Below are 14,210 nucleotides of genomic sequence, written 5' to 3'. Positions count from 1 at the left end.
CATTGCTGGCCCAGGGCCCTGACGAGTCCCCATCACTCGGACCGGCCAGGGCGCCGTTGGCGTGCTCTTCCTGCGCCTGTCCCGCACCGGAAGAGGACGTCACCCATGGCGCGGCACCAGCATCCCCACCGACCCCACACCTCCCCACGGCATCGCCCCGAACCGGCAGGCGACACCCGCCGCACGCTGTCGCAGAACTTCCTGCACGATCCCCGGACCATCGAACGGGTGGCGCGGGCGGCCCGGCTCGGGCCCGACGACCTGGTGGTGGAGGTGGGTGCGGGGGACGGCCGGCTGACCCGCGCGCTGGCCCGGCGGTGCCGACAGGTGATCGCCTACGAACTGGACGGGCACCTGGCCGCGAGGCTCCGCGCGAACGCCCGCAGGGACCCTGGGATCAAGGCGGTGCACGGCGACTTCCTGGTGGCACCCGCCCCGGGCGAGCCCTTCGTGGTCGTCGGCAACATCCCCTACGCGGTGACCGCCCGGATCGTGGACTGGTGCCTGAACGCGCCGGGGCTGCGCGCCGCCACCCTGGTCACCCAGCGCGAGTACGCCCGCAAGCGCACCGGCGACTACGGCCGGTGGAGCCGGTTGACGGTGCGCACCTGGCCGTGGTTCGACTGGCGGCTGCTGGCACGGATCGACCGGGACGAGTTCCGCCCGGTGCCCCGGGTGGACTCCGCGGTGCTCCGCCTCGAGCGCCGGTCCGTCCCGTCGGTCGCAGAACACCTGCGGCCCGAGTACGTCCGCTTCGTCGATCTGGGGTTCACCGGGGTGGGAGGCTGCCTGGGTGCCACGCTGCGGCAGCGGTACCGGGCGCGCCCGCTGGGCCGGGCGTTCCGGTCCGCCGGAGTCGATCCGCGCACGGTGATGGCGTTGGTTCCGCCCGATCGGTGGGTCGGCCTGTTCCTGGCGCTGCACGAGCCGGAACGTGGGCCCCGGTGACCACCGGAAAGCGCTTGGGGCACCGGGCCGGGGCCGCCTACCCTTCGGCTATGGCGGACAACCTCAGTGGCCCTCTGGTGGCGGTGCTCACCGGAGCTGGCGTCAGCACCGGAAGCGGCATCCCTGATTACCGGGGTCCCCAGGGTGTCTGGCGGCGCGACCCCCGTGCCGAGCGCCTGGTCACCTACCAGAACTACATGGCTGACCCCGAGGTGCGCAGGGCATCGTGGCAGATGCGTCGGGAGAGCCCGGTGTGGCGGGCGGAGCCGAACCCGGCGCACCGCGCGCTGGTGGACCTGGAACGTTCCGGTCGGCCGCTGCGGATCATCACCCAGAACATCGACGGGCTGCACCAGAAGGCCGGGTCGAGTCCGCGCAAGGTGCTGGAGTTGCACGGGACCGCGTTCGAGGTCGTCTGCACCTCCTGTGACGACCGGACGACCATGGACGAGGCGTTGGCCCGGGTCGAGGCCGGCGAACCGGACCCGTCGTGCCTGCGTTGCTCCGGGGTGCTGAAGTCGGCAACGGTGATGTTCGGGCAGATGCTCGACCAACGGACCCTCAGCGACGCCACCAGGATCGCCCAGGCGTGTCACCTGTTCCTCGCGGTGGGCAGCTCGCTGCTGGTGGAGCCGGCGGCGTCGCTCTGCCGGATAGCCGCGGAGTCCGGCGCCCGACTGGTCATCGTCAACGCGGACCCCACGCCCTACGACCAGTTCGCCGCCGAGGTGATCCGCGAACCGATCGGCACGGCCCTGCCCCGGCTGGTGGCCGGGCTCATGGCCTGAGCGACCGGCACCCAGCCCCACCGCCGGGTCCGGGCCCGTCCTGGCGGCAGTCCCACCGTGCGGAACGGGGCCCGTTCCGGCCCGGCCACCGTCAGGGTGGCCGATCGCGACGTCACCCTGACGGGCGGACCTCCGCCCCCGCCCACTGGAGGAACCGGGACGGAACCACCACCCGATCAGCGGGCCGTGTTCGGGTGTTGGCCCAGCGTGTTGCCGGTGTCGCGGCGGCGAGGCCGTCCCCTGACGGCCTCGCCCTGAGCCATAGCATCGTCCCGGACCGTCCGCCGCCACGGCACGGACCGCTGACCCCCTCCAGCGATCTCAAGGACATGTGCACCCGGTATGGACTGGTTTCAAGCGTTCATCCTCGGTCTGGTTCAGGGCCTGACCGAGTTCCTCCCCATCTCCTCCAGCGCCCACCTCCGGATCACCGCCGCCCTCGCCGGCTGGGACGACCCGGGCGCGGCGTTCACCGCCATCAGCCAGATCGGCACCGAGAGCGCGGTGCTCATCTACTTCCGCCACGACATCGCCCGCGTCGTCTCCGCCTGGTGCCGCTCCCTGCGGTCCCGGGAGGCGCGCACGGACCCCGACGCCCGCATGGGCTGGCTGGTGATCGTCGGCAGCATCCCCATCGGTGTGCTCGGCGTGACCCTGAAGGACCAGATCGAAGGCCCCTTCCGGGACCTGCGGCTGATCGCCACCACCCTGATCGTCCTGGGGCTCATCCTCGGCATCGCGGACTGGCGGGCGAGCCGGGACGAGGCGGGGGGACGCCACCGCGTCCCGGTGCAGCGCAAGGAGCTCAACGACCTCAACGTCAGGGACGGCCTGCTCTACGGGTGCGCCCAGGCCCTCGCCCTCTTCCCGGGTGTGTCCCGCTCAGGCGCCACCATCAGCGGCGGCCTCTTCCTCGGCTACACCCGAGAGTCCGCGGCCCGCTACTCCTTCCTGCTCGCCGTCCCGGCCGTGCTCGCCTCCGGCCTGTACGAGACCACCCACATCGCGGACGAGCCCCACGTCCCCTGGGCCGAGATCGTCTTCGCCACGGTGGTGGCGTTCGTGGTCGGGTACACGGTCATCGCCTGGCTGATGAAGTTCATCACCACGCACAGCTTCATGCCGTTCGTGGTCTACCGGCTGCTGCTGGGCGTCCTGCTGTTCGCCCTGGTCGGCGCGGGCGTCCTGGACCCCGAGGCGGGAGAGGGAGTCGGATAGAAGGTGGAGGTCGTCAGACACCGGTGGAAGTGGTTCGAGAAGACCCCACCTACCGGGGGTGACCGGGGGCAGGGGCGGACTGCCACGCGCAGGGTTGGTGGGCGCCCCGCCCCCGGCGTCCGCAGGTGGGTCTGCGGATTCGCCGCAGCCCATGGGTTCGGCCGGCCGATCGCATACCGGAGAGACCCGAGACCAGGTTGTGTCGTGGAGGCGTTGGAGCAGCTCCGCACCATGGCCGCGCACGGGGCGCCGGCGCGAACGCTGGTCGTGAGGGCCTTCGACAACCTGCCCTGAGCGAACCAGTGGCCGCGCCAGCCTCCGCCCTCTGCTGGCGATGCCCACGACGGCCTGCGCCGGACACGCGAGAACGCCCCGCCCCGGCGGAAGCCCGGGCGGGGCGTTGGGCAGGCCCGCCCCCATCACGAGAGATGAGTCGCGGGGTGCGCCCGATGCGGCCTCAGATCCGTCGGAGACTCACGACCTTGCCCGGTAGTCACCGCCAGGGTTGACGGTGGCGGTGACGCGCTCCAGGCACCAGATCTCGTCGCGCTTGTTGTCCGGCTGTTCGTACCGGAGGTAGACGGGGTAGCGGTCCAGGTCGTCGGTGTCCAGTTGTGGGAACCGTGGGTCGTTCCGCTCGGCCCGAGGACGGTCGAGGAGGAAGAACCCGGCCAACTGCGCATCGTCGGGCACGGCGGTGAAGGTGCCGTAGCTGCTGCGCTGTTCCTCGGTCAGGAACATGACCGGCATCGTGGCCCCTGCGGTACGCCGTGCCTGATCGACGACCGTCACCCCACGGCCGGCCGTGCGGAGACGCGGCGGGAAGTTGTCCGCGTCGGCGGTTAGGGTCGCGATCATGGACATCAGGGAGACGAACCGCGCGTGGCGGACAGCACTGTCGTGCGGTGACCACGTCGGCGTCGAACAGTTGCTGCGGCGCGACACCCGGTTGGCGCTGCTGGGGAACGAGTGGGCGGGGACCCTTCAGGCGGTCGAGACGGCCGAACTGCGGGGGTTGCTCCTGCTGGGCGGCGACGGCGACGTCCCGTTCGCCGCGGACTCTCCGTGGTGCATACCCGCCGACGTCGGCCTCATCGGCGCCCTGGAACACGTGTGGGCATCGGTCGCCGGGAAGTGCCCGGACTTCCTCGCGGCGTTGCGCGGGGAAGTGCTGGGCCTGGCGCTCGTCGAGATGAATGGCAGGTACCTGCTCGGGTATCTGCACCTCGCCGATCGTTCGGGGGAGTTGCCGCGCGACCTGAAGGAGCTGGCGCCCTACACGGGGTCGGACTCCCTGACCGTGCTGTGGGGGACGGCGCCGACCCGCCTTGACCAGACCGACGTCGTCCCCTTGATGGATGAGCCGCTCCCGGCGGGCGTTCAGGACCTCGCCGCGGTCCACGCCCGCCTCACGTCGTTCGACTTCGACCTGCGCTTGGACCGCTTCACCACGACGCTCGGCGCCTCGACCCTGGCTGACTACGAGGGGGAGGACATCGCCGACTACGACCACGACGGGGACTTCGCCCGCGCGGTGAACGGCGAGTTCGACCGCTGGATACGGTTCTGCACGTGCGACTCCGCCGCTGAGGCCTACTTCCTGGACATGGACGACCGCGATCCCCACGACGTCCCACGGGTCGCGCTGTCGGGCATCAACGGCACCTCCGAGCGGCCCGGCGAGCCCTTCTGGGACTGGATCGACCAGGCGCTCCCGTCTCTGCTCTTCTGCCTCTGAGTGTCGTTGAGGCTGGTGCTCGCCGAAACGCACCGTTCGCGTCGCAGTGAGATCCCCGCCACCGTCATGCGCATGCTCCGCGACCACGACGACGGCGGCCGAGCCCGCCCCAGCGCGACCCCTGCCAGGCCCGCGGCCGCTCGGGCCGCGGCAGGACGCCGGGGGTCCCGCCCCCGTCGTCCGCCGCCGGTCTGGGAAGGAGCGGGAAGCGGCGGTTAACCTGCCGTTGTGTGCGAGTATTTCGCGATCCGCGCCGCCGAGGGCTCGGCGTTGCCGTTGCGAACGGTCTCGGGGCGGCTTCGCGCACTGGGGCTGCGGGTGTACGGCGCCGAGGGCGCCTGGCTGTCCGGGGACGCCACCGACGACATGCTGGTGCACGCGGAGGTCGACCGCTCGGGGCGTCTGGCGGTGCGCGCGGACGACCTGGTGGTGAGCCTTGACGTGACCCAGTGGTGTCCGCACTCCCGGCGCACCGCGGAGTGGCCCGACGCGCAGACGCTCCGGGCCCAGGAGCTGCTGCGCGAGTCCATGGCCCGCGCGCTGGGTTGGGACGTCGTGGGGCGGCACACCGACCGCTGACCAGCAGACCCTCCCCCGCCCCGGTGGTCGTCGCCGCTCGTCGTGCGCGGCCGGGCGACGGCGACACCCGCCCGCCACCTGGCCACCCGCGGCGGTTCGTCCGCGGGAGCCGGATGGCGCCCGTCGTCCGCCACTCCCTGAAACTTCCCCGCAGTGGAACCCGTCGCTCCAGGTCCGAGATACCCATAGAGGTCTAGACCAGAGGGATTTCCGAAAACCCCTTCCTTTCTCGTCGGTCTACGTGCGTCACTAATGACGTGCACTCGTCAACTCTGTGAATCGTTCCATCGTCACGTCACACCGCGTCACTCCCCCACACGCAGGAGGCAGTCATGCCCATCCGTACCTCACGGTTCAGCCGGGTCCGTCGGCGCGTGGCCACCGTGGCCGGCGCGCTGGGCGCCATCTCCGCCATGGTGCTCGCCACACCGAACGCGGTCTCCGCCACCTCTGAGAACCCCGTGCCGACGACCACGAAGTCCCTCAAGCCCGGCCAGGCGTTCATGGGCGCCGGCACCATGATCCACGAAGGGCCGCAGCGGACCACCGGCGAGGCGGACTCCCCCACGACCTACGCCACCGTCGAGGGCATCGACGTCTCCCGCTGGCAGGGTTCGATCAACTGGACCTCCGTCCGCAACGCCGGCATCCAGTTCGCCTGGATCAAGGCCACGGAGGGGACCAGTTACAAGGACCCGAACTTCAACACCAACTACCCCAACGCGTACTACGCGGGCGTGATCCGCGGCGCCTACCACTTCGCGCTGCCCAACGCCTCGAGCGGGACGACGCAGGCCGACTACTTCGCGTCCAACGGGGGCGGCTGGTCCGCGGACAACCTCACCCTCCCCGGTGTCCTCGACATCGAGAGCAACCCCTACGGCGCCCAGTGCTACGGGCTGTCCACCACCCAGATGCGCACCTGGATCTCCGACTTCTACAACAGATACAAGGCGCGCACCACGCGGGACGTGGTCATCTACACCTCCCCGAGCTGGTGGAACACCTGCACGGGCGGGTGGAACGGCATGGCCACCAAGTCCCCGCTGTGGGTCGCCCACTGGACCACCGCCTCCAGCCCCACCCTGCCCACCGGGTTCTCGGTCTGGACCGTGTGGCAGTACACCAGCACCGGAAGCGTGAGCGGCATCTCCGGCAACGTGGACCGCGACCGGTTCAACGGCACCCGCGACCGGCTCCTCGCCCTGGCCAACAACACCCCCTGACGCTCCACACCCGAGGCACCCAGGTGGTGGGGCGGGCGGCAACGCCCCACCACCTGACCCGTCCACCAGCCCGTGCCGTTCCCCGAGGAGTCCCCGTGGCCAGCACACCCGAGATCCGGCGCCGACTGTTGATCGCCGGCACGGCCGGACTCGTCGCGTCCGTCGCCCTGCCCGCCACCGCCAGGGCCGCCGACGTCGTCGAACCGGACATCGACAGCACCGCCGAGTGGGGCGCCCGTCCGCCAGCGGGCAAGGTGACCGTGCTCCAGTACCGCCCCAGCAAGATCATCATTCACCACACGGTGAGTGCCAACACGTCCGACTTCTCCCGCGCCCAGGCGCACGCGCACGCCCACTGGGTGCAGGACCTGCACATGGACAAGAACGGCTGGATCGACACCGGCTACCACTTCCTGGTCAGTCGTGGAGGGTGGATCACCGAGGGGCGCCACAGCAGCCTGACGACCCTGACCGGCGGCAGCAGTTTCGTCCTCGGCGCGCACACCTCCGGGCAGAACAGCGAGGCCATCGGCATCGCCAACGAGGGCGCCTACCACGACGGCGCCCTGCCGCCGCAGGCCCAGTGGGAGGTACTCGTGGTGTTGTGCGCCTACGTGTGCGACCGGTACGCGATCCCGCCTACGGAGATCTTCGGACACATGGACTTCGGCACCACCCAGTGCCCCGGTATCTACCACGACATGCTGCCGCAGTTGCGCGACGAGGTGCGGAGGGCACTCGGCTAGGGCCTGCCTGATGAGTAGCGCCGTCCGCCCGGAGGGCGGGGGTCGCGGCGTCTGGTGCGTGCGATCGCAAGGCGGAGGGTCGTCCTCGTACTGGGCGTACGTGGACGATCCCGACAATGCAGCGAGCGTGCGTGCCAGGCGTCACGACCCAGGCGGGATTTATCAGACAGGCCCTAGCGCCCCCCCCGGAGCCGTCACCGGTCGCAGCCGGTCCTGCACGCACCGCCACCTCGGCGGCCCGGCACGTCCCGCTCCCGGAACCCGGGGGCGGGACGTGCGCCGTTCCGGGGCGCCCCGGTCGCGAGACGACCGCACCCGCCGCCCACCGGGGCGCCGAGATCGGCGCGAAACCGGCCGGACACGCCGGAGGCGTTGGCCGGCAGCACCCGGGAGCGCCGGGCCATTAGATGCGGAGGGCACACGGACACCGGTAGAATTGGTCCATACCTATGCTGGACCGGTCCGCTCCGCTTTCAGACGCGGAGCCCACCCGTCCGCACCGGTCGTGGCCGGCGGAGCCGCTCCGAAGCGCGGGTGGACGCCCGGCGGAAGGTCCGCCCCCCTCATCTCCCACCCCGCCGGGCGTGGCGAGAAGGGAGCACAGTGTGATCGAGCGAACGTCGCGACTGTTCGGGGTCGGCCTGGCCATGACGTTCCTGCTACCGGGACCGGGGCCCGTCCCCGCGGCCGTGGACGTCCCACGCCGGGCCAGTTGTGCGGTGAAGTCGAAGCCGTCAGGCAAGGTGCTCCACGGGTACTGGGAGAACTGGAACGGCAAGGCGGCCCATCCGCCCTTCGGCTGGACCCCCATCACCAACCGTGTCATCCCCGAGCACGGCTACAACGTGGTCAGCGCCGCGTTCCCCGCCATCCTCGCGGACGGCACGGCGTTGTGGAAGAACGGGATGGACCCCTCGGTGAAGGTCGCCACGCCGGCCGAGATGTGTGAGGCCAAGGCGAACGGCCAGACACTGCTGTTGTCGATCGGGGGTGCCGCCACCGGCATCGACCTCAGCTCCAGGAAGGTCGCGGACCGGTTCGTGGAGACGGTGGTGCCGATCCTGAAGAAATACCACTTCGACGGCATCGACATCGACCTCGAGACGGGCCTGGTCGGCACCGAGAGCATCCACCGGCTCTCCACCTCCCAGACCAACCTCATCCGGATCATCGACGGCGTGCTGGAGCGGATGCCCCGGAACTTCGGCCTGACCATGGCCCCCGAGACCGCCTACGTCACCGGGGGCAGCGTGACCTACGGCTCGATCTGGGGCGCGTACCTGCCGATCATCAAGAGGTACGCGGACAACGGGCGGCTGTGGTGGCTCAACATGCAGTACTACAACGGGAACATGTACGGGTGCCACGGCGACTCCTACCCCGCTGCCACGGTCAGGGGCTTCGTGGCGCAGACCGACTGTCTGAACAGGGGCCTGGTCGTCCAGGGCACCACGATCAGGGTCCCGTTCGACAAGCAGGTCCCAGGACTGCCGGCGCAGCGTGGCGCCGGCATCGGCTACCTGTCGCCCGGCCTGGTCGCCCAGGCCTGGAACCACTACGGCGGCCGACTCAAGGGCCTGATGACCTGGTCGATCAACTGGGACGGGTCCAGGGGCTGGACCTTCGGGGACAACGTGAGGGCCCTCCAGCGCCGCTGAACGAACGGCCCCGCGGCTACCCGAGGACCAGGGCCAGCACCACGGCGGTGGCCAGGGCGGTGGTGGCCATGACACCGCTGAGGACGACGGCCTGGTAGCGACGCCAGAAGGAGTCGGTGAGCACCGTGGCCCGCTCCGGCGCGCCCGGGTCGTAGTGGACGGTGACGAGGTCGCCCCGGGCCAGGGAGTCGGGGGCGTCCCGCTCCTCGTAGGAGATCACCCGTCCGTCCGCGGCAGTGAACTCCAGCAGGTGGTGGACGACGGTGACGGCCGCCCCGTCGGCGTCCTGTACCTCGACGGGACGCGCGGACACACAACGGGCCCGGGCGGTGTGGCCGCTGTCCCAGGCCGCGGTGAGCCTGCGTATCCGGCGTTGTCGCAGGAGGCCGAACCAACCAGCACCGGTCCACGCCAACAGGAGGTACAGGACGGCAATCAGCATCGAGGTCCCTTCGCTCGAAAGGGAACCCTACCCATGAACGACGCGGGCACGTCAGGGGAACGGGGACGGGGACCGGGCGGACGGACCCCACGGGCGACCCGTTGCCGGCGGAGAACTGATGTGACGTGAGACCTGCTGGTCCGACCCGGATCGCCGGTGACAGGATGGGCCCGTAGACGAACGGGGGAAGGGTGAACGGGCTCCAGGGTTTCAGTGGGCTCGGCGACGACGACGGTGCCTGGGGCGCCGAGCCGATCACCATCGGTCCGTACCGGGTGGTCCGCAGGCTCGGTGCGGGCGGAATGGGCGAGGTGTACCTCGCCCGCTCCCCCGGTGGGCGGCCGGTCGCCGTGAAGACGTTCGGTCTGGGCAGCCTGGTGACCGACGACGACCGGCGGCGGTTCGCCCGGGAGGTCGCGCTCGCGGGGCGGATCAGCGCGGCGTTCACCGCGGCGGTGGTGGACGCCGACCCGCACGCGGAACTGCCGTGGATGGCGACCCAGTTCGTGCCGGCGCCCTCCCTCGCCGAGTTGGTGCGGACCTGCGGTCCGTTGCCGGTCGAGGCGGCGCGCTGGGTGGCGGCGGGCGCGGCGGAGGCACTGGCCGCCCTGCACGCCCAGGGGATCGTGCACCGGGACCTCAAACCGTCCAACATCCTGCTGCCGGCCGACGGGCCCCGCCTGATCGACTTCGGCATCTCCCACACCGCCGACCTCACCCGCACCACGGTGACGCTGGGGACGGTCGCCTTCGCCTCCCCTGAGCAGGCCAGGGGCGAACGCAGCACCCCGGCGTCCGACGTGTACGCGCTGGGATGCACGGTGTTCCACCTGGTGACGGGTCGGGCACCGTACCTTGAGGGCGACCAGTTCCAGTTGCTGGGCAGGGTCTCCAGGGGCGACGTGGACCTGACGGGCGTGCCGGAGGCGCTGGCCGACGTGGTCCGCCGGTGCCTGCGTCGGGACCCCGCGGAGCGACCGGCGGCCACGGCCCTGGTGGAGATGGTGCGCACGGACCTCGCCGCCCGGCCGGACGCCGCCAGCGCGGACCACTGGCTACCCCCGTCCTGGCTGGAGCTGATCCGGCAGCACGAGATGCGTGACGAGGGCGAGTTCGCGGACGGGACCTCGGAACGGACCACGGTGGCCAGGCCCTTCCCGCAGCCCCCGCCCGGCCGTCCGACCACCGGCCCCGATGCCACCACGCCGGGTACCCCGGAGGGCGCGGCCGACCCCGGTGCCCCGGTGGCGAACGTCCCGGCCGGACGCGGGGCCCGGCGGACGTCCGTCGCACGGGTACGCAACGCCGTGGTCGCGGTGGTCTGCTGTGGGGCGCTCGCCCTGTTCCTCTACGACGGGCTGCGCGGCGGTGCCCGGGACGACGGCCAGTCGTCGTCCGAGAACACCTCCTCGGTGCTCACCTGGACCCCGGAGACGGAGAGCGGTACGCAGGAGGACGAGCCGATACCGGACGCCGCGCACACCGAGGCCGTGGCGTTCATGGACTCGGTCGACAAGGGCGACTGCCTGAACCTGCGGTACACCGACGTCCAGTACGTCCCCGAGGGACTACCCCGGAAGGTCGCCTGCGGGTCCTCTTCGGCGGCGACCCGGATCACCCGCGTGATCAGGGTGGACCCGCGGACCCTGAGGCCGCTCCAGGAGTGCCCGGGCGGGGCGGACGGGGCCCGTTGGACACCGTTCGAGCTGGACAGCACCCTGGACACCCGGTCGTTGTGCGTCAACCGGGTGTTCCGGGTGGGTGACTGCTTCCCGGTACGGGAGTGGGTCGGTGGGCGACGGGACCAGGGGCTCGGCGTCTCGATGGACCGCACCCGCACCGGCAAGACCTTCTCGGTGTGGGACTGCGGTTGGGGGCACTCCAACAACTTCGAGCACGTCGCCGAGGTCACCTCGATCCACCCGGCCTCGGCCGGGCGTGGGGTCTGCGGGACCCGTGACGCCTGGCTGGTCGAACAGGACCGACGGCTCGTGTGCACCAGGGACATCGGCTCGTGAGAGGAGAACGGTGATGCCGCGCAACACCGGCGGCGTGCGGATCGGCGACCTCATCGGCCCCTACCAGGTGCTCCGGCTGCTCGGGCGCGGGGGCATGGGTGAGGTCTACCTGGCGCGCTCGCCGGCGGGACGGCCCGTGGCGGTCAAGACGCTGCGCTCGGACGGCCCGCTGGACGCCACCCAGCGCAAACGTTTCGCCCGGGAGATCGCGCTGGCCCGGCGGGTCAACGGCGCGTACACCGCCGACGTCATCGACGCCGACGCGGACGCCGAGGTGCCGTGGATGGCCACGGAGTACATCGGTGCGCCCTCGCTGGTCGAACTGGTCCAGCAGTGCGGGGTGCTGCCCCCCGAGGCGATCTGGTGGATCGCCGCTGGCGTCACCGAGGCGTTGGGAACCCTGCATGCCGCGGGGATCGTGCACCGGGACCTCAAACCGTCCAACATCCTGCTCCCGGCCGACGGGCCCCGCCTGATCGACTTCGGCATCTCCCATGCCCGGGACCTGACCCGGACCGAGATCACCCTGGGGACGATCGCGTTCGCCTCCCCGGAGCAGGCACGCGGCGAGCCGACCTCCCCGGCGTCCGACGTCTTCGCCCTGGGCGCCACGCTCTTCTACCTCGCGACCGGCCGTCCCCCGTACCCGCCGAGCGAACCCCTGCAACTGCTGGTCCGGGTCGCCGAGGGCACCCTGGAGCTGGCCGGGCTGCCGGAGGCGGTGGCCCCCGTGGTGCTGGCCTGCCTGCGCCACGACCCGGCCGAGCGCACCCCGCTGCCCGAGCTCCTCCGGTTGCTCACCGAGCACCTCGACGCCCGGCCCGAGGCGGTGGGCGGGGCCCCGTGGCTGCCACCGTCCTGGCGGGAACGGATCGCCGGGTACGCGGAGCGCGCGTCGGCGGCGGGCGGGCCGGCGACCCCGACGACACCGGCCGCGGGGGCGGACGGTGCCGACCGGCCGGTCCCACTGCCCCCCGCCGAGGCCACCACGGCGCGGATCGCCCCCCACCCCCCGACCCTGCCGGACGTCGCGCCCTTCGGCCCCGTCCCGCCCCCGGCCCCCGCTCCCGCCGCCCGGGCCAGGCGTGTGCGGCTCGCCGCGGTCGCCTCGTTGGTGGTGGCCTCGGTCGCGGTGTTCACCTACGCGGCGACAGCGGGCAGTTCCCCGTCCGAGGACCCCGGTCAGGCAGAACGGGCGACGTCCACCGTCAGCGACGCGCCGGACTCCCCGTCAGGCTCCCCGTCGGACTCCCGACCGCCGCTGACCCCCCTGTACACGCCGAAGGAGGAGATCACTGCCCGGCCGGTCACCGAGTTCGTGGACGTCGCCAAGGGCGACTGCGTGGACCTCGCCGGTTCGGACGACCCCAACGTCGCCATCTTCGAGCCCTGGACCAAGGAGGAGTTGGACGCGGTGCCGTGCTCCTCCCGCACCGCCTACATGCAGGTCACCGATGTGCGGTGGGGTGAGGACCAGTGTCCGCGGGGTGGCGGGCTCGGCCAGTTCAGCACCCAGCACGCGTACGTCAACCCGGTGGAGATCTCGGTCTGCCTCCAGCGGCGGTTCCGGGTCGGGCAGTGCTTCCCCGGACTCGTCGCCCAGAAGGAGGCGGACAGCCGTTCGCAGCTCCTCGCTGTCCAGCCCTGCCGGAAGAGTGAGCTGTCCCAGCTCAACAACACCATGTTCCAGATCACCGGGCTCCACCAGGGGACCTCCCGGTCCTCGTCCGATCGCTGCGGCCCCGGCTCCTACTACTGGGTGCTCGAGGAACGGGACATGGTGCTCTGCGCGACCGCCCTTTGAGCGGCGCATCGGGCAGGTGGTGTCACATTGGCTGGATCTGGTTCGTCGCAGCGATGACGGAGCGGAACAACCCCGGGAAAACCGACCGAGGAACGTGTCCCATGGACGAACCGGAATGGCTGGCCGACCGCTTCGAGGCGCACCGGAGCCAGCTCAGGGCGGTGGCCTACCGCATGCTCGGCTCCCTGAGTGAGGCCGACGACGCCGTGCAGGAGGCCTGGCTGCGACTGAGCCGCTGCGACAGCGAACGCGTGGAGAACCTGGGCGGCTGGCTGACCACGGTGGTCGGCCGGGTCGCCCTGGACATGCTGCGTTCGCGGAGGTCGCGCCGCGAGGAGCCGTTGGGGATGCGGCTGCCTGACCCGATCGTGGTCCGCGATGACGAGGTGGACCCCGAGCAGGAGGCCCTGCTGGCGGACTCGGTGGGCCTGGCCATGCTGGTGGTGCTGGACACGCTGGCCCCGGCGGAGCGTCTGGCCTTCGTGCTGCACGACATGTTCGCGGTGCCCTTCGACGAGATCGCCCCGATCGTGGGGCGCACCCCCACCGCGGCCCGGCAGTTGGCCAGCCGGGCCCGCCGCAGGGTCCAGTCGGCGGCGCCGGTCCCGGACACCGACCTGCCCCGGCAGCGGGAGGTCGTCGGGGCCTTCCTCGCCGCCGCCCGCGGCGGCGACTTCGAGGCGCTGGTCGCCGTCCTCGACCCGGACGTGGTGCTGCGGGCGGACCGCGGTGCCCACCCGGCCGGCGGCTTCCCACCCCTGCGGGGGGCCGCGGACGTCGCCCGGCAGGCCCTGACCTTCCAGCGGATCGCCAGGTTCGCCCACCCGGTGCTGGTGAACGGTGCGCCCGGGGTGCTGGCGGCACCGCTCGGGAAGCCCTCTGCGGTGCTGGGGTTCACCGTCACCGGGGGGAGGATCACCACCATCGACATCCTGGCCGACTCCAGGCGCCTGACGCGTCTCGGGCTCGGCACCCCGGGGCCGGGCGGTGGCCCGGCACCCGCCCGGGGCGGCGTGGGTCCGGTGCTAGGGCCTGTCTGATAAAT

The 14,210-nt window shown here is 71.6% G+C and carries 13 protein-coding genes; 11 read left to right on the top strand and 2 right to left on the bottom strand.

Annotated elements, in window-relative coordinates:
• Positions 1-105 precede the first annotated feature (105 nt).
• From erm to A3IG_RS0127370, 3 genes are all read left to right on the top strand, one after another.
• Entirely contained in the window at positions 106-948 is an 843-nt protein-coding gene (gene erm, locus A3IG_RS0127380; protein WP_018386780.1) for an ErmE/ErmH/ErmO/ErmR family 23S rRNA (adenine(2058)-N(6))-methyltransferase, read from the top strand.
• Positions 949-998: 50 nt separating this feature from the next.
• Entirely contained in the window at positions 999-1,736 is a 738-nt protein-coding gene (locus A3IG_RS0127375) for an SIR2 family NAD-dependent protein deacylase (RefSeq protein WP_026220729.1), read from the top strand.
• A gap of 342 nt (positions 1,737-2,078) precedes the next feature.
• Entirely contained in the window at positions 2,079-2,954 is an 876-nt protein-coding gene (locus A3IG_RS0127370; RefSeq protein WP_018386778.1) for an undecaprenyl-diphosphate phosphatase, read from the top strand.
• 474 nt (positions 2,955-3,428) lie between these two features.
• Here the strand turns inward: A3IG_RS0127370 and A3IG_RS31575 are convergent, their stop codons facing one another.
• Positions 3,429-3,812: a hypothetical protein gene (locus tag A3IG_RS31575; protein WP_018386776.1), complete on the bottom strand. Its 384-nt coding sequence runs from the start codon at positions 3,810-3,812 to the stop codon at positions 3,429-3,431.
• On the opposite strand from A3IG_RS31575, the gene A3IG_RS0127355 reads away from it, so the two are divergent.
• The 5 genes from A3IG_RS0127355 to A3IG_RS0127335 all read left to right on the top strand — a co-directional run bounded on the left by A3IG_RS0127355 (position 3,811) and on the right by A3IG_RS0127335 (position 8,901).
• Positions 3,811-4,692 (top strand): hypothetical protein, encoded by an 882-nt coding sequence (locus A3IG_RS0127355; RefSeq protein WP_018386775.1) that lies wholly within the window; start codon positions 3,811-3,813, stop codon positions 4,690-4,692. The genes A3IG_RS31575 and A3IG_RS0127355 overlap by 2 nt on opposite strands.
• Positions 4,693-4,920: 228 nt before the next feature.
• Positions 4,921-5,271: a hypothetical protein gene (locus A3IG_RS0127350; protein ID WP_018386774.1), complete on the top strand. Its 351-nt coding sequence runs from the start codon at positions 4,921-4,923 to the stop codon at positions 5,269-5,271.
• Between the two features lie 332 nt (positions 5,272-5,603).
• Complete coding sequence (locus A3IG_RS0127345; RefSeq protein ID WP_018386773.1) at positions 5,604-6,497, top strand: lysozyme; 894 nt, start codon at positions 5,604-5,606, stop codon at positions 6,495-6,497.
• A 95-nt stretch (positions 6,498-6,592) separates the two neighbouring features.
• Positions 6,593-7,243, top strand: a complete 651-nt coding sequence (locus A3IG_RS0127340) for a peptidoglycan recognition protein family protein (RefSeq protein ID WP_018386772.1) — start codon at positions 6,593-6,595, stop codon at positions 7,241-7,243.
• A 605-nt stretch (positions 7,244-7,848) separates the two neighbouring features.
• The gene (locus A3IG_RS0127335; protein ID WP_018386771.1) at positions 7,849-8,901 is read left to right on the top strand and encodes a chitinase; all 1,053 of its coding nucleotides are present in this window, start codon (positions 7,849-7,851) and stop codon (positions 8,899-8,901) included.
• Positions 8,902-8,917: 16 nt separating this feature from the next.
• Here the strand turns inward: A3IG_RS0127335 and A3IG_RS0127330 are convergent, their stop codons facing one another.
• Positions 8,918-9,343, bottom strand: a complete 426-nt coding sequence (locus A3IG_RS0127330) for a DUF3592 domain-containing protein (RefSeq protein WP_018386770.1) — start codon at positions 9,341-9,343, stop codon at positions 8,918-8,920.
• A gap of 191 nt (positions 9,344-9,534) precedes the next feature.
• On the opposite strand from A3IG_RS0127330, the gene A3IG_RS32175 reads away from it, so the two are divergent.
• From A3IG_RS32175 to sigJ, 3 genes are all read left to right on the top strand, one after another.
• A complete protein-coding gene (locus A3IG_RS32175; RefSeq protein ID WP_018386769.1) occupies positions 9,535-11,361 on the top strand; it encodes a serine/threonine protein kinase in 1,827 nt (608 codons plus the stop codon).
• 13 nt (positions 11,362-11,374) lie between these two features.
• A complete protein-coding gene (locus A3IG_RS32170; protein ID WP_051087660.1) occupies positions 11,375-13,165 on the top strand; it encodes a serine/threonine protein kinase in 1,791 nt (596 codons plus the stop codon).
• Between the two features lie 101 nt (positions 13,166-13,266).
• Positions 13,267-14,205, top strand: coding sequence for an RNA polymerase sigma factor SigJ (gene sigJ, locus A3IG_RS0127315; RefSeq protein WP_018386768.1), 939 nt, complete (start codon positions 13,267-13,269; stop codon positions 14,203-14,205).
• Positions 14,206-14,210 lie beyond the last annotated feature (5 nt).

The sequence above is a fragment of the Wenjunlia vitaminophila DSM 41686 genome, assembly GCF_000380165.1.
Classification (GTDB): domain Bacteria; phylum Actinomycetota; class Actinomycetes; order Streptomycetales; family Streptomycetaceae; genus Wenjunlia; species Wenjunlia vitaminophila.
This window is presented reverse-complemented; position numbering and strand designations above follow the sequence as displayed.